Consider the following 20,858-nt stretch of genomic DNA (forward strand, 5'->3'; position numbering starts at 1 on the left):
AACTATTATTCCTGTGGACCTGCTTGCTCCGTTACTTGATAGCGTTCATAAACACTTTTCAATTGGCGAAGAACACGATTCAACGAGTAGGTTTTTTTCGCTTTTTCCCAAGCCGCACGCGCTAGATTATAGCGGAAGCTAGGGTCAATAACGACTTTCTCCAGTGCATGGCTCAGCGCCATAGCATCCCCTACAGGAACTAACAAACCGTTGTGACCATGCTCGATTTGCTCCGCAATCCCGCCAACATTCGTACCGATCAGTGCTAGCCAGCACAGTGCTGCTTCAGCGAACACGGACCCGAAGGCCTCTGCACGAGATGGCAGAACGAACACGTCGAAGAATGGCATGAATTCTTCCGGATGGAGCATATACCCATAAAAAATGGTATCTTCATAAATATTTTGCTCGATCGCTAATTTCTCCAGCTCTTCACGACTTGGACCATCGCCAATAATATGTAGAACAAAGGGATGACCGCGCTTTTTCAGCTCGCCGCAGGCAATAAGCAGCGTATCCAAGCCTTTGGCGGGCACTAAACGGCAGACTGTGATGAATTGTGTCACTTGATTTTCATGTGAAATTGGTCGGAATCGCTTCTCATCAAAGCCATTAGGAATGACCCCAATGCGTTCACTATCCTGCACGTATTCAGCCATGTACTGCTTAAACGAATTAGAAACCGTAATAATCTGATCTACCTTCGCTTCCAGCTCCCCATAGATCTGGGTAAGAAATTGATGCTCGACCCCATTCTCAGCAATGCGTCCATTGAGAATAAGCTCTCGCTCAAAGCTGGAATGGATCGTCAGAATCACGGGTGTATCTGGAAAAACCTGTTTCATAACCAGTGCAGCAATGGGATGATGGGCATGTATAATATCAAATTTCTTCGAAATTCTGAGCTTCGTCCACCATACATAATCTTTATAGGTCTGAATGTATTTATCGATGATCGGGTTTCCGGCATACTTTCTCCAATCGAAAGTAGCGAAACTCACGTCTTCAGTCCCTTTGCCGCGAATCCGCTTAGGCAGCGAAAATAGTTCCATTTCCCAACCTTTTTTATTAAATCGTTCCAAAATATAGGGAACCATGGATGACACCCCACCCGGTTGTTCCGGGGGGAAAAACAATGCTTGCAATATGTTCATTGCATGAGCCCCTCTCCCAAATCCTTGAGCTTACCTTCTTATTGTAACTTGTGTCGGACGAATAGAAAAGAGAACACAACCATAACAGCACAAATGTTCTATCCCTCCACCACATTTTCCTTTATAATAGAGTCTACCTACAAAAATAAGTCTTCTTGGAGGAACATATGAACGTCATGGATCTGTTTTACGGAGAATTAGCCTCATTTATGTCGCAAGCGATGATCTTTGTCATGGTTGCTCTCATGTTTGTCATATCGCTTCGTTTGTTTCTAGACCGACGCAAAAAAGCGTATATGTCCATGACGATATCGCTCATTTTTGTCGGTCTCCATTGTTTGCTTCAATTATATTTAACACTTTACAGTATCGATACAAGTATCACAGGTTATTTGCAGCATATGCTCAAAATTATTTCATTTGTACTTATAAATATGGGGATTTATCAATTATATAATCGCACGAACCGCAAGCAGTATATATTTTTCTACGGCTTAATCATCATGGGCTTTGTCGTTTCTACGCTCCATTTCATTGTACCAACTATGTATAGCGGAACAGAGAATCAGGTTCGACTTCTGCAAGATATTGGTCTAGAGCTTTACGTATTCGTGCTTATCTTTCTCTGCTTCTATATGATTCCGCCCTACATAGGTCAGCAAATGAAATACCAACTGGCGTTGACGATTTACTTCTTCTTTCAGTCGGTTCATCTTCTGAATACCTATATGTATGAGAGTGCTCAGCCCGTGCTGACCTTCGCTGCCAATTTACTGCCCATCATTTATTATTTTCTCTTGTTTATGATTCTCTTTGAACGTGTCGTTGAGCTCATGCAAGCCATCTATAATTCTTCTATTACAGACGGTCTTACACGGCTTTATAATCGCAAATTTTTCTACAATCGCGTTACACAACACGTGCAGCGTCATATACCTGTCTATGTTTTGTTCAGTGATATCGATAATTTCAAGAAATTGAACGATACGCAGGGACATCAGATGGGGGACAATGTTCTTAAGCAAGTGGCGCAAATTATGAAGGACGAAGCGGATGAATGCGGGATTGCCGGCCGTTACGGCGGTGAAGAAATGGTTATCATGGTTTCCGATCCCAGCGTGAAAATGGACGCTTTTGCTGAACGAATTCGCAGTCGAATCGAGAAAGAAACCATCGTAACCGCAAGTATCGGTTATAGCAAATATAAGAATGGTTTGAGCGCCGAAGAGCTTATTAAACAAGCAGATGAAGCGATGTATCGTGCCAAAACAACAGGAAAGAATAAGGTTGTAAAATTCGCCTAATTTGCTGGTACATCAGGTCCCGCACCTGGAGGTAAGTAACTTACCTGCTTTTCAGTTCTTACGTCATGCTGATTAATTCTTTATAATAGACATGTACATACATTCCCGTACAAATATTATGTTAAAGCAGGAGGCAATACACAATGCAATATCGTAAGCTCGGTAATAGCGGTCTCAAAGTGAGTGAAATTAGTCTAGGCAGTTGGCTTACCTATGGCGGTTATGTAGGGGAAGACCCTGCTGTGCGTTCCATTGAGCAAGCTTATGATCTAGGTGTTAACTTTTTCGATACAGCCAATGTGTATGAACGCGGTGAAGCCGAGCAGGTGATGGGCAAAGTCCTATCCGCTTATCCTCGGGAATCATACGTTCTAGCAACGAAAGTTTTTGGTAAAATGGGCGAAGGCCCCAACGATCGCGGACTCTCTCGCAAACATATTAGAGAACAGGCCGAAGCAAGTCTACGACGCTTAAATGCGGACTACATTGACATCTATTATTGTCACCGTTTTGATACAGAAACGCCGCTGGAAGAAACCCTTCGTGCTCTTGACGATCTTGTTACCCAAGGCAAAGTGCTCTACATTGGTGTTAGTGAATGGACGCCGGCACAAATTGTGGAAGCCTACGCTCTCGCTGATAAGCTGCTACTTGATAAGCTGATCGTGAATCAGCCTGTTTACAATATGTTTAATCGTTACATTGAAAAAGATATCATCCCGCTCGGCGAAACAAAAGGCTTCGGCCAAGTTGTGTTCTCTCCTCTCGCACAGGGCCTTCTAACAGGCAAATACCGTGCAGGGCAGCCAATCGCCGCAGATAGCCGTGCAAGCAGCAAAAACTGGGATGAAAAGCAGCTCAACGAAGTTTCTCTTCATAAAGTTGCTCAATTATCCGGCATTGCGGATGAATTAGGCATCAAAGTATCCCAGCTAGCGATCGCTTGGATTCTACGTCAAAACAACGTAGCAAGCGCCCTTGTTGGCGCTAGCCGGCCGGAGCAAGTTGTTGAGAATTGCAATGCAAGCGGCATTCGGTTGACGGATGATGTGCTTAGCAGCATTGAGACTATACTGCAAGGGTAATAAAGGTAACTGTTACAATTGAAAAGTGAGTGAAATGCGAAACCTGCCCTCGTGCAGGTTTTTCGCTATATTTGGCGTTTTCTGGAGTAGCTGAAGAGTTGGGCTTGGCAGAGTAGCTGATTCTGAGCAGATCAACAAGAAATAACTGGAAAATATACAGCTATTCCGGAGAAAACTCCCCGAAAATTCGATGGAAATTATGTAGTTAATTCTCCCATATATGCTCATTTTGGCGAAAATCCCTAAAATTTACTGTATAAAATCCATTTATTCATTGATTTCACGGTATTTCAGAAGAATTAACTGTAAATAATCCATCTATTCGCCGCAAGCATTGGATTCTCAAGGAATTTCCCTGCCGCAAACAAAAAAGAGGAGCAAAAGCGCTCCTCTTCCCTATTCATTACCTTCTAAATAATGCTCTTTACAGAACGCTTCCACAACCGCGACTTCATCGTCCTCTAGATCGAAATCCAGATATAGTTCCGTGGTTTTCTCGTATAGCTCATATTTCATAAGTGCTGACGTTTCTTCGGTCACATTGTAAATTGCTCTGATATATAAGCCGCTCTCGGAATATAGCTCATCATCTTCTTCAACTTCAATATCGATGATAAATTCATATCGTTGCCCTGTCAAAATCCCAAAAGGATCCCTGACCAATTCCACTGTGTAAGTTGTAATTGTAAACATCGTAACGCCCCTTTCTCTTCTGCACCTGTTAGTATACCCGAAAAGTGAGCAAAAGAAAAAAACATCTCCCAATCATCCTGAGAGATACCTTAAATGGCAACGCCGATTCCGCAATGTATAAGGCAAGCGATGGGAAGCTCGTTGAGATTTTCCGCAAGGAGCTGAGGAGTACGGTGACTGCCTCATGATAAAAAAAGCAGCATTCCTGTTGAGGAATACTGCTTTTTCATATCTCGTCTTGTTTAATGGACACCTTATCTGGATTGTCTGGCACATTCTTACGCTTCCAGTTTTTCGGGTTAAGGTAGCTTCTATATTTTTTGGCAACCTCTTTGCCTAGTAGGATGCCACCCGTCCAGAATGTAACCTCGCTGAAAATAAGCAGCCCCGTAATCCACCTTGCCATACCGCCTCCCGTATGTACGAAAAATGGAATTGTAAAAGCACTTAAGAAAGCGATTGTCGATAGAATTAACAAGCTGATGCCCAGCTTTTTGGCCACGTAAATTCCCCCTTATGTTTCAAATAAAACATGCCCAGTTTGCGATATATCGTAGCCTTGAATTGGTCGCAGCTCATGATGGAAAGCCTCCGATTGCAGCACCTGTTTGACTCCCTCGATCCATGCGAGATTCTCAGGCTTCTTGAGCATAACAAGATCAACCCGCTCTTGAATGAGCGGAATGAAATCAACGCCGCCGACCATATAAGCTGCTTTCTCTATCCCAACCCCGTAATCCGCTTCACCAAGCGCAACTTTGCCCGCGACTCCCATGTGGTTGGATTCTTCCTGTTCATAACCCTTCATCTGATGATAAGGGATACCGTGCAGCCTGAGCTGCTCATCGAGGAGAACGCGAGCCCCCGAACCTTTCTCACGATTGGCAAGCAGCAGGCCGGGTTGCTGGAGATCCGCCCAGCCATGAAGCTGCTTGGGGTTCCCCTTTTGAACATATAAGCCTGCAGCCCGTGAGACGAGATTAATGACGACATAAGAGGATCCGATCAGTAATTTCCGTATATAGGGAATGTTATATTCACCGGTATCTCCGTCCAATAAATGCGTGCTCACGATGTCCGATTCTCCCTTATACATGGCAACTAGGCTGTCCAAGCTTCCTACGTAGGAGCGAAGTGGTCTGATTTGCGGGGCTTTTTTCTCAATATGCTTCGCTAAAATGTCCAAACTAACATCCTGTCCAGTAATGACGAGCGATTGTTGAGACATGGAATTACTTGGGACATGTTGGGTTGGGGCTGTTTCTATGGGCTCGGACTTGACCGCATGCCCTCTCCCACTTTTGGCTCGTGCTTTATATGCCTCCAGATCGGCCGCATCTACTCGCATTTGCTTGCCAACTCGGTAGGCGGGGAGATCACCTTTTTTGATCAAATCATAGACCGTCAGCTTGGAGATTTTCAAAAGCTTGGCGATGTCTTCCGTTGTATACGAGATGTCCGTTGTCATCATTTTCCTCCATGCATGGAATGTCTTCTTCTATCATAAGCGCAACTTCTGTGTAATTCAAACTTTAGTTATTTACGAAATGGCGACGTTCAACTATAATCATTTATATCTAAATCATATTACTTATATCAAAATAGATAGATAATTTAGTCCTGGAGGGGTTATTGTGCTGAAAAAAGTGATGTTTCGTTCTATGTTTTTTCTTCTTATTCTCGTATCGATTGTATTATCAGGGTGTTCCAAGCAAGTCGAACAGACCCATGTAGAGCTAACCATATCTGCAGCTGCAAGCTTGACGGATGCCATGAAAGAAATTCAAACCAACTATGAAAAGAAACATATACACATTAAACTTCAGTTTAATTTCGGTGCTTCCGGCGCCCTGCAGCAGCAAATTGAGCAAGGCGCACCTGCTGATGTCTTCCTGTCTGCGGCAAGCAAAAACATGAAAGAACTCGTCGATAAATCGTTGATCGATGCTTCACAGCAAAGTAATTTGCTGCTCAATGGCTTGGTGGTCATCGTTCCCGCAGATGGCAAATTGAATGTGCAAAAGCTTGAAGATCTATCTGCCGCCGGCGTCACTCATATCGCTGTTGGCGAACCCCAGACTGTTCCTGCTGGCAGCTATGCGAAAGAAGCATTAACAAACGCTAAGCTATGGGACCCGCTGCAAGCCAAAATCGTGCAAGGCAAAGATGTCCGTCAAGTCCTCACCTATGTGGAGTCAGGGAATGCTGAGGCAGGTTTTGTGTATAAAACGGATGCCTTAACCTCTACGAAAGTGAAGGTCGCCCTCACTGTTGATCCTAAATCGTACAAACCGATTGAATATCCTGCAGGCATAGTCAAAGCGAGCAAACACAGCAAAGAAGCTTCTGAATTCTACACGTATCTGAAGAGCAAAGACGCACAGGACGTATTCGTGAAATTTGGCTTCACGATTCCACAATAGCTATGGACAACATCACATGGAGTGAGTTTGCTTCACCCATCTTACTCTCGCTAAAGGTTGCCTTGGTTGCCAGCATCTTCGTACTCCTTCTTGGTGGGTATGCGGCATGGCAAATGAATCGACAGAGTTTTCGCGGAAAGTCCTTGATCGAAACTGCTTTTATGCTGCCATTGGTACTGCCGCCAACTGTTGTCGGTTTCATTCTGCTCGTGCTGCTTGGCAAAAAGAGTTGGATCGGCACCGTGATGGACACATGGTTCCATCAATCGATCATTTTCACTTGGGGGGCTGCGGTGATCGCATCGATCGTTGTCGCTTTTCCCCTCGTTTATCAAACGATGAAGACCGGCTTCGCCTCGGTCACATCAGATCTAGAGAACGCCGCTCGCTCCGCAGGAGCTAACGAGTGGCAGGTGCTAGCCTACATTACGCTGCCACTGGCTTGGCGTTCCGTACGCTCGGCGTACATCCTCGGCTTTGCGCGTGGCCTCGGCGAATTCGGCGCCACACTGATGATCGCGGGGAATATTCCGCATCGCACCCAAACCTTACCCACCGCCATCTACATTGCGGTCGAGGCAGGTAATCACACGCTTGCTTGGTGCTGGGCGGGTGCGATCATCGCCATTTCGTTCGTATTTTTGCTACTCGCGAATCGGAAAGCGAGGGGCGAGGAGTGATGAGTGATGAGACACTCAAAAACGAGGGCTATCCTCAGTCCGTTGCGTTTCGACCTAAATATCTCGGCGAAGTATTTGTTCTTAAAAGTGAAAAAAAAGCTCACATGTAGAATGACCTTCCTACATGTGAGCTTTTTACGTATATGGACTCAAAGTATGATAAAATAATTATGTTAACGCTTACTTAATTTCATCCATTCATTATTTTGATAGCTATACACGTACTTAAATAGAAACCCGAGGGAGGCAGAAATGTGGAAGAAAACATAAGAAATGAACATGTCAATTATCATCATCCACTGCTGCGTTACAAGATATGGGACATTACGATGGAACCCATTTCTTCTTTACCTTGGAACACTTGGCATTATCATAAAGAGGTAGAAATCATTTTGTTATTAGAAGGTTCGATGCAAGTTGAAACCGTTGATACAATTTATGAGTTACAAGGTCAAGACTTGTTGATTATCGGATCGTCCCGGTTACATCGCACCCGAAGACATACGCTAGTTAAACAAATTGTACTTCAGCTAGATATATTAGCTCAATTAGATCAGTACACCAAAGACTTCTCACCTATTTTGTTGGAATTGTCTGAACCGTTGGATCGTGTTAACGAGGTTCTATCTATCAACAAACCCGTCAAAGAGGCAATGTTTCAATTATTAGTCCAAATATACCAAGAAGCAAGCCAGATGGAACCAGGCTACGAGTTGGCGATAAGCGGCGCCTTCAAACAGCTGCTTTCCCTATTCATTCGCCATGCCCCCTCTTCATCTCCCATATCACCTGCAGATTGGCAACGTCTAAAACCTGTATTAGATTATGTTGAATCTCAATATGTGAATCCTATTCGGATTCATGATGTACTTCATCTCGTGCATTTAGAATATCATTATTTCATTAAATACTTTCAACAATGTATTGGAATGTCGTTTGTCGACTATCTTCATTTAAGGCGAATCAAAAAGGCCGAGCATTTGTTGCTCACTGAAACACTTAGTATTGCAGATGTAGGCGTTCAATCCGGATTTCCTAATGTCAATCAGTTCATCCGTATTTTCAAGCGTTATAATGCGTTTACGCCTTCAGAATTCCGAAAAAAACGAATACAAAAACCTATTTTGGTCTAGTTTTCTCACTCCTACATAACTACAATAAAAGTGTTCTTCCGAAAATGGAAAAACACTTTTTATTTACCCACCTTATTTTCATGAAAGTATAATGACCGGTTCCATTCCCTCTGGTACGACCCGTGAATCTATGCGTTCCAGCGCCAAGTTGGTGACATGATCTCCGTACAAAGTCCCTCTTCCCGGATGACTTACCTGATGCCCGCTTCGAATCCGAATATCACTTAAGAGCAAACCATCCACATGCACAGCTATGAATTGGTAAGGATGTATGGCGTAATTAACTCGCAATGGATCGATCTCAACGCGACGGGCTCCCTGAGGCTTGATGGGATTCGTCATGTCATGAGAACCGGTGATATTCCAAGTTATATTACGAAATTGAACATTCTCAATAGCCTGCCCAGGCACCCCTTCGATATAACATCGCCCTTGAGTCGTCATAATTATATTATCAAAGGTAATATTTCGAATATAGCCAAGCTTGGGTTCTCTATAATATCGCGGAGAAATATCTATCAGAATTGGGAATTCATTATACGCTTCTATAACCATGTTGCTGAACACCATATTTTCATAGATGCTTCCATCCTTCATGTAAAGTGCAAGCGCAACATTTGTATTATGTATCATACAGTTGGTGAACGTTATATTTCTGATCGGTCCGATTGCTTCCGTACCAATTTTCAAGGCAGCATGACGGGAGCTAAGTATACAATTAGTTACAACAATATTTTCGCATACGTCTCCCTCTGTGCTCTTTATCACGATGCAATCATCACCAGTCTTCATGTTACAATCGCTAATGATGACGTTTTTACAACCGTCAGGATCAATACCGTCCGTATTAATACGATCCATATTAGTAAGAATTGTAACCCCTCTAACCATTACATCCTCACACCTCAGCAAATGTAATGTCCAAAAACAAGAATACTGCAAGTTAATATCCAGAAACTTCACATTTTTACAGTCACGGAAAAAGACCAGAGCCGGACGAAAATTCACTCCTGCAGCTTCTGAGGGAGACAGTGGACTCGCACCACCGCCATCAATGGTTCCTTGTCCGATGATCGCTATGTTCTCCACGTTATCGGCCCAGAGCAAAGCTTGAATCTGACCAGGTAAATTTCCGTATGGTGTCTTGCAAATTTCAGGATATAGCAAGGGATCATCAGCCCCAAGAATAACCGCTCCCATCTCCAAATGAACACATACATTTGAACGCATGTGAATTGTTCCGCATAGATAAGTTCCCAGTGGAATAACAACCATGCCACCACCAAGCTGACTGCATGCATCAATGGCTGATTGGATGGCTTCATGATCTAACGTTTTGCCATCGCCAATGGCTCCAAATTGTTTTACATCAAATCCCATAACAATCTCCTTCTCATTAAATATTTGATTGCTCTATGAGAATGTGACCCATGCAGACCCATTTTGTGCGCTTTTACACTAAATTTTTCGAATAGTGTCATGTTTCTGAATGAGTTCATTTGTTGCCGTTCTAGCGATGCGTGTTGCGATGAGCCCGTCGAGTCCAGTGGGCATATCACCGGTTAAACCGGTTTCTAATGATATAGCAAAAGCATCGTACATCCCATTAAAATTCTTTTCTCTAGTAAATGGGAAACGCGTTGTGCCCGTCGAGGTTCGCATCTCAAAGAGCTTAGCTTCACGATCGTATCTGATAACGCCATCCGTTCCAATGAGTTCATAAATAAAATGTGAAACAGGCTCTTTGGCTGTAAAACAATAGGAATAACTAATTTCTAACATCGTATGGACTTCATTCTCATGCGTCATATGGAGATACATATGATCTGGAGCTTCATACTCGTCCACCCATGCTCCCTCAGAATGCTGAAGTTGCACATCGGAATTTAGCCACCATCTTGCAAGGTCTATCTGATGCACACCACAGTCAACCATGGGTCCGCCTTCTATCATTCGATTTGCGCGTCTTACGTTTAATTGTTGAGCTTCTTGATCATGATTTACATATTTACCATGATTATTCCAAATATAGCTTAACCTCAGTGATCGAATATCACCTATGGTTTTATTTTCAACGATTGTTTTAATTTTTTGGGCGATTGGGCTAAATCTATAATCGAAGGCTGTAAACAACATTAAACCCGCTTCTTCCATAATCCTGATCATCTCTGCCGCTTCTTTATCATCCATAGCCAATGGTTTCTCGCATAGAACATGCTTTCCATAACGTGCGGCATCGCGTACATTTTGATAATGAAAGGGTGCTGGAGATGTAATAACGACCGCATCTATTCCTGATTCAAAAAAAGGTTCTACGTCGCTAAATACTTGCACATTATGTTTCTTCTGCAGCTCTTCTTTTCGGGAAACAACAGGTTCATAAATAGCAACCAATTCTAATTTTGACGAATTTATTATCGAGGGAATATGCCCATAATTTGCAACAACTCCGCATCCCATCAAGCCCAACTTAAACATATGCTTCCCTCCTGTGGATCCTACCAATCTGTTGTTTTTGTTCTTCCTATTCTTTTACCGAACCCATGAGTACCCCTTTAACAAAATATTTTTGCAGAAATGGATACACCATCAAAATGGGCAATGTGGCGACCACAATAGCAGCATATTTCAATGTTTCAGGAAACGCAGTTTTACTTGCATCATCAAGGACCTGACCGTAGCCTGTGGAGTCGCCAATAATGACAAGCTGCCTTAGAACAACCTGCAGCGTCCAATAACGAGAATTATTCATATACATAATTGCCGCGAAAAATTGATTCCAATTTCCAACTGCATAAAATAGCGTAAATGACGCAAGTGCAGGCAGAGACAAGGGTAATGCGATTCGGATAAAAATGCCAAAGTTGCTGCAGCCGTCAATTCTCGCCGAGTCTTCGAGCGCTTCTGGAATACTTGCAAAAAAATTTTTCAAAACTATCAGATTAAACGCAGAGATGGCGCCAGGTAACATTAAAGCCCAAAAGCTATTGATCATTCCCAATTGTTTAACGACTAGATAAGTTGGGATAAGACCACCGCTAAACATCATCGAAAACACGATTAACATCAAAATAGTCCTGCGAGCACGAAAACGCTTCTTTGATAAGGAGTAGCCTAATGTTGAGGTAAACAGCATATTAATGGCTGTCCCTACTACAGTAATAAAGATCGTAAATAATAATGCTCTTACAAACGACGGGGTAGTAAGAATCATATGGTATGACGTAAAGGTAAACTTCTCCGGCCATAAAATAATGCTTTCAGTAAGTACCTGTTTGATTGGTGATACTGATGCGACAATGACATAATAAAAGGGAATAAAGGTTACTAGCGCTACAAAGAATAATATGAGATAGTTTGCACTATCAAAAATCCGACTGCCTACCCCTCTATTTCGAATCATGCTGTACTCCTCCTTATCCTTCCCAGTTCAATAAACTCCATCTTCGCCAGCCTTTTTAACCAACCAATTCGCAACAGCTACAACAACTAGGCTGATAATTGATTTAAAAAGTCCAACAGCTGTGGAGAAGCTTAATTGTCCTTCGACTAATCCCTTTTGATACACAAAAGTTTCAAAAACATCTCCCACATTCCGCACTAAACTGTTTAACATAAGGAAAATTTGCTCAAACCCAACATCCATGATATGACCTAGACGCAAGAGGAACAAAATGATAATCGTGCTGCGAATCGCAGGGAGTGTAATATGCCATAACTGTTTCCAACGGTTCGCTCCGTCCATGACGGCTGCTTCATACATTTGCGGATCGACACCTGCAAGTGCCGCTAAATAAATGATAGTCCCCCAGCCCGCTTCTTTCCAAATATCTTGTGAAACAATCAAGGTTCGAAAGATGGCCGGTTCAGACAAGAAATTGATGGTTTTGCCGCCCATCGCTTCAATGATATGATTGACAACTCCCCCGCCAGATAACAAGACAAAAGTTATCGAGGCTATAACAACCCAAGAAATAAAGTGAGGTAGATAAATGACTGTCTGTATCAGCTTCTTAAAGACTGTTTTACTTACTTCGTGCAACATTAAGGCAATAATGATTGGAACTGGAAAGAAAAAGATAAGCTGATAAAAACTAATCAACAATGTGTTTCTCATCAAATCCCAAAAATGATCATAAGCAAAAAGTTCCTTGAATTGTTTCAAGCCTACCCAATCACTTTTCCAAAACCCCAAAAAGGGACTATAATCTTGAAATGAAATGAGAATTCCCCACATCGGCAGGTATTTGAATAGAACAAAAAATAATATCCCAGGAAGAGCGAGCAGATAAAGATCCCAATCCTGAAACAAGGAGGTAAATCTCCGTTTCGTTGTTTTATTCGTTATCACTTGATTCAAGCTGGATTGCCCTGAAATTGGCTTCATAGGTTTCGTCCCCCAATGATACTAGTTCTCTTGCCGCACATTAGGCGGCAAGAGAAACAGAAAAGGATGCTAACTTAGCGTTATTTATTCCCCTGCGATTTATAGAACTCATTTGTTTCCTTCGTGATTTGGTCGCCTCCACCGGATTTCCATTTAGCGACAAACTCATCGAAAGCATTAGCTGGCAACTGCCCCGTAATAATTCTTGTGAAGTAATCATACCTAAGCTTATTGTTGATTTCTTCGTTCTTCTGTATTTGAGTTGGCGAAATGTAGGATGTAATAGGTGGGGCAATTCCCTTATCTTTAACCTTATCAAGGGCATCTCGTTGAACCTTTTGGACTTCCAAAGGCGCACCGCTATCGGAATAGCTATAGACGTCATATGGTGAAACCATAATCAGTTCTTTAAGGTCATCCTTAATGTACTTCTCATTCGTAGTAAACGTACCGTCCGCATTCTTAGTGTTGTGGATACCATCTATACCGTATTTATTGAAATGGTAGCCTTCATCACTGGCTTCCCAGTTCATAATCTCCAATATCTTTTCAACTTTTTCAGGTTTGGCAGTTGCTGGTATGACCCATCCAGCAGCGTTGCCGCTACCTGCAAAGTATCCGCTAGTTCCAGTAGGTCCTACAGGAGGATCGATATAGATAAGTTCTGCCTTGGGATCTACTTTCTTCAGTGCGGCAATGTCTTGGGCGTAGTCAATGATATAGCTTTCAAGGAGGATTCCCGCTTTCCCACTCTGCAATTCTTTTCTAGTGTTTCCTTGCTGAACTGGGAAGTCTTTACTTAGCGCTCCTTGTGCGTATAAATTACGTAAAAATTGAAGCGACTGATTCATTCCTGGTGTAACAAATGAGTTTACTAGTGTTCCGTCTGTTTGTTTCAGCCAACCGTTTCCTGTTCCGAACGCTGCAAACAGTGGATTCAAATTGGATAGTTTGGGATCCGTGGCAATCCCATATGTATCTTCTTTACCGTCGCCGTCAGGATCATTTTTGGTGAACGCAATTGCGACTTTGGCCAAGTCATCTGTCGTTTTCGGAATAGGCAGATTAAGTTTATCCAACCAATCTTTACGAATAAGGACGCCTGTACGCACAATCGGCCTCACTCTCGGTATCATATAGAAATGCCCGTCTACTTTCACATTGTCCCAAATCATTTGTGGGTATTTTTTCAAATTAGGCGCTTTTTCAATATATTTATCTAATTGCATAAATGCACCTTGCTTTAAATACCCGCTTAACGCTGCATCGGGAAATGCGTTCCAAACCATCACATCAGGTATGCTGCCAGAAGCAACAATTGTGTTTTGCTTTGTCGTGTAATCATTGATTGGGGTGTCCATAATAGTCAGCTTAACGTTAAACTTTTTTTCTAAAAATTTGATAGCATCATTATCGTTAGGCGTAATCTGGATATTAGCTGATGTGTAAAACATAACGCTCAAGTCCATTGGAGCTTTTGTTGAGGAAGCCGCTTTCTCGGCAGAAGAACAACCAATTAGTGATGCAGATAGTAATGAGGTTACTGCCAATGTTTGTACCAAACGTACGCTGGTTTTCGTCAATTCGTGTACCCCCTAAATTTAATAAATGATTAAGAATTAGATTCATGAATTGCACCTAACAGGATTTGAACACGCTTACATTAAAGGCAGTTTATAAAAAATAGTTTTTTCGATATTAACAAATGGATCAGTCATCACCTCTCACGTTATGATCATTTTCCAAATTGTCGTTTTCTTTTTTCATTAACCACCCTAACTACAACTATAATACTAAGCCAAAATGAGCCCATTTTCTAGACACAGAACTGGTGAATAATCACACAAAACTGTCATTGAGAACTAGGTTGAAACACTTATTGCGCGAGGATCGCACCGTAATGTCCATTCACAGAGACGATTACGGAACCATTTTGAACAGTGTATTGCGTTCCTGTAATTAGATCTGTCATTGTACTTCCATCCACAACACTAAGTTTCGAGACTGGAATCGTAACTGATTTTCGAGCAGAATCGTTGTTTAATGCAACGGCAATCCGATTCGTATTGTCAAATCGACCAAAAGAATACATTTTAGCAGAATCATCCGTCAACAATGTCATAAAAGAACCCGTTCTTAAGGCAGGATACTGATTACGAATTCCAATTAATTGTTGCGTTAAGGAAACGGCCGCATTAGAAGTCGTGCCTTGTGACCAATCAAACGTACGACGATTGTCAGGATCAGCACCACCCTGCATGCCATACTCATCCCCGTAATAAATAGTTGGTGTCCCTACATACGTCATTTGGAAAAACAACGCCAGATATGTTTTCCAGATATCTCCTCCTGCCCTCGTTCCGAATCGGGTAATGTCATGATTGCCCAAATGGTTGCTCATCACCTGCTGCACATTGGTTGGGTAATTGGCACGGGTGCCTAGCAGCCAACTGTCGAACTGAGAGGTTGGAATGGATGCTGTATTATTGCTGTAATCTTTCCCCGTTATCCATTGAGATACTGGTTGAGTAAACCCATCAAAATTCGTAGCTCCATCCCACTGATCGCCGTCCGCAGTCCAAGATGACGCATTCCCCCAGTATTCTCCTAAGATATTAGCGTTAGGATTTATTGATTTTACTGCGCTGCGGAATTCCTTCCAAATCGTATGATTAGTGGAATTATTTCCATTCCCTCCATCTTTATCGGCATATTGAGGAGCATCTAATCGCCATCCGTCGATACTGTATGGTGCCCCTAGATAGGTTTTGGCAACAGAATTGCTATTATTATATAAAGCATTGCGAACGGCCGAACCTGTCGAGCCAAAATTCAATTTCGGTAATCGAGAAGATGTGAGGAAAGTGGAGAAAGTGGTCGGCCAAGTTTGGAAATTATAATAATTGGACCAAGTACTCGATTGTGACTCATAAGCTCCCAGTGTCGGCCATTTGTTATACTTATCGAACCATTGGTTCGTATCGCCGGTATGGTTGAAAACACCATCTAATACCACATACCCCTGGGGGCCGTTCGCTGAGCTGTGGATGTTAGAGATGAGCGTTTGCAGGAGAGCATTCGTTCCGAATGCAGGATCTACCGAATAATAGTCCTCTGTATCGTATTTATGATTGGTTGGAGCTTGAAAGATGGGGTTCATATAAACGATATTAGCGCCAAGCGTTTGCTTGATATAGCTGAGTTTTTGATTGATTCCGCTCAAATCCCCACCGAAGAACACCAGATTATTGCTATAACCAGCCCCCGCAGTAACACTGCTCCCCCATGTCTTCTTCTCAGCAAGATTACCATTATACTGATTAGTGCCTGTTTGTACATCATTCGTCGTGTCTCCGTTATAGAAACGATCCGGGAATATCTGGTACATAACACCATTCTTCATCCAATCAGGTGTCTTAAAATTGGGAATAATAAAGAAATCTCGATTGGTAGATTCGGTATCCGATGGTCCCTTGGCATCGTACCACACTGTTTTGGAACCATCATTGATCTGAAAATGATAATGTTTGGTCGAACTACTAGCAGGCACGGTTCCCTGCCAAAATTCGTAGATCCCTGTGGCGTCGTTGGATACTTTTGACATGGCAACCCAATGATATGTACTGTCCGACGAATCAAAGTAACGAATATTAGCGGATGTGATGTCGTTGACGAACGTACGGAACTTCAAAGTTACGCTCTGTGTACTCGTTGGCTCCAGATTATTGTCAAAAACAGGTCCTTGGTCATGAAATAAACCACTCCACATGACGTTGTTATCCTGGGCAGCAGCGTTCACCACTTTTGTTGACATAAGACAACTACCGAATACAGTCAATGTGCACAAACAGATTGACAGCGCTTTTAGACGCTTGATTGGACCCGTTCTGCTGATTTTCATAAACAACACTCCTTTCAAAATGAGCTTTATGTTAGCGCTTACATTATATAGTATAATCGCATTTTGGGATTACTTTACAGTCACAGAACTGTCACGAAATCACTCTAATCTGTCTTTTTTATCTCCCACCTTATCCGAACCGTGCCTTGATGGTACATGCAAAAAGCCCCCCTTTCCAACGGAAAAGGAGGCTTTTATATGACTACAGCTTAATCCTACACGCTACTCTACATCCGCCGCACAGCGGAATCCGATATTGCCTGTTGAGCTGTCAGGTGTGTTTTTACTGCGTGCTGCGACGCGATAGCGATTGCAGTACGAACGGTGGCACAAGTACGAACCGCCGCGAAGGACTCGCGTATCTCCAGATGGAGGGCCAATCGGGTTGTCCCTTTTGCCCTTCACATGGTAGTTCGGGCTGAACCAGTCAGAGCACCATTCCCACACGTTGCCTGATACGTTATACAAGCCATAAGCATTCGGCTCGAATGCTTGGACAGGCGCAGTGCCCGCGTAGCCATCACTTTGGTTGTTTTTGTCCGGAAACTTGCCCTGCCAAATGTTACACATATGTCGTCCGCCTGGCTTAAGCTCGTCCCCCCAGGGGTAGCGCTTCTGAGATAGTCCTCCACGCGCGGCAAATTCCCATTCGGCTTCCGTTGGAAGTCGTTTGCCAGCCCATTTGCAATAGGCCATCGCATCCGACCATGAAACATGAATAACCGGGTGATCCCAGCGGTCCTCTACATGCGAGTCTGGCCCTTCGGGGTGCAGCCAATCTGCTCCCTCAACCACCCACCACCACGGAGTTTGCTGTACAGTATTCTGTACACGCTTCGCCGTCGCTTCGGACACGAACAAATGAAAAACGAACGACCAACCGAAGGACTCCGCCTCCGTTTTGTAACTCGTAGCATCAACAAATTGCTTGAAATCCGCATTCGTTACGGCGCAAGGGTCTATATAGTAAGGCTTTAAGGTAATCTCACGTACTGGCCCCTCACCATCAGCTGGGAAGCCTTCTCGGTCGTCAGTTCCCATAAGGAATTTACCACCAGGAATCAGCACCATGCCTTCTTTGCCTTTTGAACCCGCCGCCGTAGGTATCTCTACTGATATTGACACATCTGAATGAGTCGATGGCTGCTCGGATGACGCACGGCTGGCGGAACAGCAGGTTGGTTTATTCGTTTCCATAACTGGCGTCCTCTCACTTTCGTTCTATCAGATTGCATGCTATTAACTAAATATAGCAATTCCGACCAGCGCCGACAACACAATCGTTGCTAGTGGATGCCATTTGTACTTGTGTACAACGACAAATACGCCAGCGGCGATCAAAACGGTGAATAACACCTGCCATGTAAAGATATTTTGCATACGGTCCGAAAAACCAAAATGAATAGCCGCGTAGACGATTAACCCCGTTACGACCGGTCTCAGACCATAAAATGTCGTGTGTACCGCTCGGCTTTGAACTATTTTATAAAAAAAAGAAGAAATAATAAGAACAATAACTAGTGACGGTAGAACCATGCCAATTGTTGAAAATACAGCGCCTAGAATCCCATCTGCTCGATAGCCAATCAGAGTTGCTATATTGGTAGCTATGGGACCTGGAGCCATCCCGGCCACGGCCACACTTTGCTCAAAAAGCTCAGTAGACATCCAGTCATGCTGTTCAACTTCGTGTTGAATGATGGGAATCATCGCATAACCGCCGCCGAAAGACATGAATCCTATTTTCAAAAACGTAATAAAAAGCTCCCACAACATCTACATCCCCACCTCTCTTATATACCATCCGCGATATAGTAATCGTAGTAGGTATAGCCGTTGTAGGACGTGTGCACAGGTGCTTTGTCCTTTTCCAATCTAATTTGGAATCCGAACGTTTCTTTCACTTTGACAAAAACAAATCCGATAAACAAACCAATGAGAATTATAAAGAGTGGATTAATTGGAAGCAGCAATAGGACCGCTACGGTTCCAACTGCCGTTACGAGCGTTGTTTTATCAAAAATAGCCGAGCGCGCCATGTTGTACGCAGCCAACACGATGAGACCGATAATGGCGCCATGAATGCCTTTGAATGCGGCCACAACCTTCGGTTCAGACTGCATGAACATCAAGAAAATGCTGATTGCTAAAGCGATCAGAAAGGTCGGGAGAGCTATGCCGATGACGGCTGCCGCTGCTCCAGGTATGCCTGCCTTGCGATAGCCGATAAAGGCTGATGCATTAACGCCAATTCCGCCGGGCGCCGAGCTTGCTATTGCCACGATATCGGATACTTCTTCTTTAGCAAACCATGCTCGTTTTTCTACCACTTCTCTTTCAATGACGGGAATCATCGCATATCCCCCGCCAAACGTGGAAGGTCCGATTTTGAGAAATGTCCAGAATATATCCAAACAATGATGTAGTTGTTGCTTTCGCACATGGATTCCTCCTTTGTCCATTTGTATGGTAAGTCAATTATACTTCACTTTACTTCAAAATGGAATAAACATTTTCACTCTGATGGCCTATTCGAAATTATAACTGCGGTAATCATCTAAATTTAACTCCATTAATCCGATCGCTTCACTTAGTTTAATTCAAATTGATATTAAGTGATAGATAAAGGTAGCGATTGGGGGGATTTTGATTGCTCTAGGCGAGTCCAGCTCGACCTCTTTAATCCATTGCCCCAAGTTAGTCGATATCTTCGACTAACTCTCCACTTAGAGCCACTGTCACGATCAAGTTAGTCGATATCTTCGACTAACTCTCCACTTAGAGCCACTGTCAAGCCCGAGTTAGTCGGTTTCTTCGACTAACTCACCCACTAGAACCGCCGACGCGCCCGAATTAGTCGATTTCTTCGACTAACTCAACCCTTAGAGCCGCTGTCGCGCCCGAATTAGTCGATTTCTTCGACTAACTCGCCCCTTAGAGCCGCTGTCGCGCCCAAGTTAGTCGGTTTCTTCGACTAACTTGCCCCTTAGAGTCACCGACGCGCCCCAAGTTAGTCGATTTCTTCGACTAACTAAACCCCTAACACCACTCCCGCGCCTCAATTAGTCAAATTATCCATCCAATTCTCATTCTCGCAACTAGCCGCTTGGCAATTATCCTGGTACAAAAAGCCAAGCGATGGGCAACCATTGCTTGGCTTTACATTTGACGATTCACGTCAGGTCAATATGACTATTGCATAGCTTCAACACCGAACCATGCCTAGCTCCCTTGGGCACATGCACCTGGTCCGAAATATCGTCCCACGTGCTGAGTTCATTCGAGCGGAAGGCCCCATAATAATGCTCCTGGAATCCGTCTACGAGTAGAATCCATTCCCTGCTCCCATCCCTCTCCACAGGATATAGCGTCGGTCCCTCCGTTAGCGCTGGAGTTATTAACTCGGATATACCTGTCACTGTTGGAGTATCACTCGACTCTTTTGCCACGATGCAGGAACGAATCGCTTTGTTCGCTGTTCCCTTCCCGTTCAGTCCGCGTTCATCTTTAAACAACATGAGATAATGATCATCAAGATCTGTAAGTGTAGCATCGATGACGTTGTAGCCTGGATCAAAAAAGAGCTGCGCTTCCGAGAAAACCTTAAAATCCGTCGTTGTCACAGACCAGATTCGATGATTTCTCGCTCCTGCTCCAATCGTCGAGGACCATATAATCCGGTATGCCTTCTTGACGTTATCGTAGAAAGCTTCCGGAGCCCACGCATTCTGAGTCTCAGGCAGATGCTCCATGACGGGAATAAGCTTGGCATCCTGCCATTGGACAAGATCTTGGGACCATGCATAGCCTAAACTTTTGCTCTTCCAACCATCCGTCCACAGGAGGTGGAACTTGCCTTCAGCATCTTGCAGAATGAAGGGATCGCGCAGCTGCCCTGTACCAATCGGTGACTCCCAGACAGGGACTCCACCGTTCATTACACGCCATTGGTATCCGTCTTCACTCTTAGCCAGAAATAATTTCTCTTCATTTTCTGTAAAATAGCTGAATACATACACACTCGCTCATGCTCCTTCGGTGGAATAAATTAGCGGACTCCTAGACATATCTGCGCTTTATCTTGAAGAATCCCGCTCT

General features: G+C 43.5%; 19 protein-coding genes. 5 read left to right on the forward strand and 14 right to left on the reverse strand.

All coding sequences use genetic code 11. The annotated features are described in order from the left end of the window. Positions 1-5: 5 nt before the first annotated feature. Positions 6-1,154 carry a glycosyltransferase family 4 protein gene (locus AC58QC_RS01850; RefSeq protein ID WP_497413504.1) on the reverse strand — a complete coding sequence of 383 codons (1,149 nt, stop codon included), beginning with the start codon at positions 1,152-1,154 and terminating at the stop codon, positions 6-8. Positions 1,155-1,321: 167 nt separating this feature from the next. On the opposite strand from AC58QC_RS01850, the gene AC58QC_RS01855 reads away from it, so the two are divergent. Together AC58QC_RS01855 and AC58QC_RS01860 are read left to right on the forward strand one after the other, a co-directional pair. Then, positions 1,322-2,458, forward strand: a complete 1,137-nt coding sequence (locus AC58QC_RS01855) for a GGDEF domain-containing protein (protein WP_497413505.1) — start codon at positions 1,322-1,324, stop codon at positions 2,456-2,458. A gap of 143 nt (positions 2,459-2,601) precedes the next feature. Beyond that, positions 2,602-3,543, forward strand: a complete 942-nt coding sequence (locus tag AC58QC_RS01860) for an aldo/keto reductase family protein (RefSeq protein ID WP_497413506.1) — start codon at positions 2,602-2,604, stop codon at positions 3,541-3,543. Between the two features lie 396 nt (positions 3,544-3,939). On the opposite strand, the gene AC58QC_RS01865 is transcribed toward AC58QC_RS01860, so the two are convergent. From AC58QC_RS01865 to AC58QC_RS01875, 3 genes are all read right to left on the reverse strand, one after another. Next, positions 3,940-4,236 (reverse strand): DUF6509 family protein, encoded by a 297-nt coding sequence (locus AC58QC_RS01865; RefSeq protein WP_068669800.1) that lies wholly within the window; start codon positions 4,234-4,236, stop codon positions 3,940-3,942. A 226-nt stretch (positions 4,237-4,462) separates the two neighbouring features. Further along, entirely contained in the window at positions 4,463-4,738 is a 276-nt protein-coding gene (locus tag AC58QC_RS01870) for a transporter suffix domain-containing protein (protein WP_497413507.1), read from the reverse strand. 12 nt (positions 4,739-4,750) lie between these two features. Continuing rightward, complete coding sequence (locus AC58QC_RS01875; RefSeq protein ID WP_497413508.1) at positions 4,751-5,704, reverse strand: helix-turn-helix transcriptional regulator; 954 nt, start codon at positions 5,702-5,704, stop codon at positions 4,751-4,753. A gap of 193 nt (positions 5,705-5,897) precedes the next feature. On the opposite strand from AC58QC_RS01875, the gene modA reads away from it, so the two are divergent. The 3 genes from modA (at position 5,898) to AC58QC_RS01890 (ending at position 8,472) form a co-directional block, all read left to right on the forward strand. Beyond that, complete coding sequence (gene modA, locus AC58QC_RS01880) at positions 5,898-6,659, forward strand: molybdate ABC transporter substrate-binding protein (RefSeq protein WP_497414056.1); 762 nt, start codon at positions 5,898-5,900, stop codon at positions 6,657-6,659. A 2-nt stretch (positions 6,660-6,661) separates the two neighbouring features. Continuing rightward, positions 6,662-7,339 carry a molybdate ABC transporter permease subunit gene (gene modB / locus AC58QC_RS01885; protein ID WP_497413509.1) on the forward strand — a complete coding sequence of 226 codons (678 nt, stop codon included), beginning with the start codon at positions 6,662-6,664 and terminating at the stop codon, positions 7,337-7,339. A gap of 254 nt (positions 7,340-7,593) precedes the next feature. After that, entirely contained in the window at positions 7,594-8,472 is an 879-nt protein-coding gene (locus AC58QC_RS01890; protein WP_497413510.1) for an AraC family transcriptional regulator, read from the forward strand. A gap of 78 nt (positions 8,473-8,550) precedes the next feature. Here the strand turns inward: AC58QC_RS01890 and AC58QC_RS01895 are convergent, their stop codons facing one another. From AC58QC_RS01895 to AC58QC_RS01940, 10 genes are all read right to left on the reverse strand, one after another. After that, on the reverse strand, positions 8,551-9,852 hold the full coding sequence (locus AC58QC_RS01895; protein WP_497413511.1) for a glycoside hydrolase family 28 protein: 1,302 nt from the start codon (positions 9,850-9,852) through the stop codon (positions 8,551-8,553). Between the two features lie 78 nt (positions 9,853-9,930). Continuing rightward, entirely contained in the window at positions 9,931-10,950 is a 1,020-nt protein-coding gene (locus AC58QC_RS01900; RefSeq protein WP_497413512.1) for a Gfo/Idh/MocA family protein, read from the reverse strand. Between the two features lie 46 nt (positions 10,951-10,996). Next, positions 10,997-11,875 (reverse strand): carbohydrate ABC transporter permease, encoded by an 879-nt coding sequence (locus AC58QC_RS01905; protein WP_497413513.1) that lies wholly within the window; start codon positions 11,873-11,875, stop codon positions 10,997-10,999. Positions 11,876-11,902: 27 nt separating this feature from the next. Continuing rightward, entirely contained in the window at positions 11,903-12,859 is a 957-nt protein-coding gene (locus AC58QC_RS01910) for an ABC transporter permease (RefSeq protein WP_497413514.1), read from the reverse strand. Positions 12,860-12,939: 80 nt separating this feature from the next. Beyond that, positions 12,940-14,442 (reverse strand): extracellular solute-binding protein, encoded by a 1,503-nt coding sequence (locus AC58QC_RS01915; protein WP_497413515.1) that lies wholly within the window; start codon positions 14,440-14,442, stop codon positions 12,940-12,942. Between the two features lie 293 nt (positions 14,443-14,735). Next, complete coding sequence (locus tag AC58QC_RS01920; RefSeq protein WP_497413516.1) at positions 14,736-16,760, reverse strand: glycoside hydrolase family 13 protein; 2,025 nt, start codon at positions 16,758-16,760, stop codon at positions 14,736-14,738. Positions 16,761-16,982: 222 nt separating this feature from the next. Continuing rightward, positions 16,983-17,957: a formylglycine-generating enzyme family protein gene (locus AC58QC_RS01925; protein ID WP_497413517.1), complete on the reverse strand. Its 975-nt coding sequence runs from the start codon at positions 17,955-17,957 to the stop codon at positions 16,983-16,985. Positions 17,958-17,999: 42 nt separating this feature from the next. Continuing rightward, positions 18,000-18,536: a chromate transporter gene (locus AC58QC_RS01930; RefSeq protein ID WP_497413518.1), complete on the reverse strand. Its 537-nt coding sequence runs from the start codon at positions 18,534-18,536 to the stop codon at positions 18,000-18,002. Between the two features lie 17 nt (positions 18,537-18,553). Beyond that, positions 18,554-19,201, reverse strand: a complete 648-nt coding sequence (locus AC58QC_RS01935) for a chromate transporter (protein WP_497413519.1) — start codon at positions 19,199-19,201, stop codon at positions 18,554-18,556. 732 nt (positions 19,202-19,933) lie between these two features. Next, positions 19,934-20,779, reverse strand: a complete 846-nt coding sequence (locus AC58QC_RS01940) for a glycoside hydrolase family 43 protein (RefSeq protein ID WP_497413520.1) — start codon at positions 20,777-20,779, stop codon at positions 19,934-19,936. Positions 20,780-20,858: the final 79 nt, after the last annotated feature.

The sequence above is a fragment of the Paenibacillus sp. J22P51 genome (assembly GCF_059692215.1).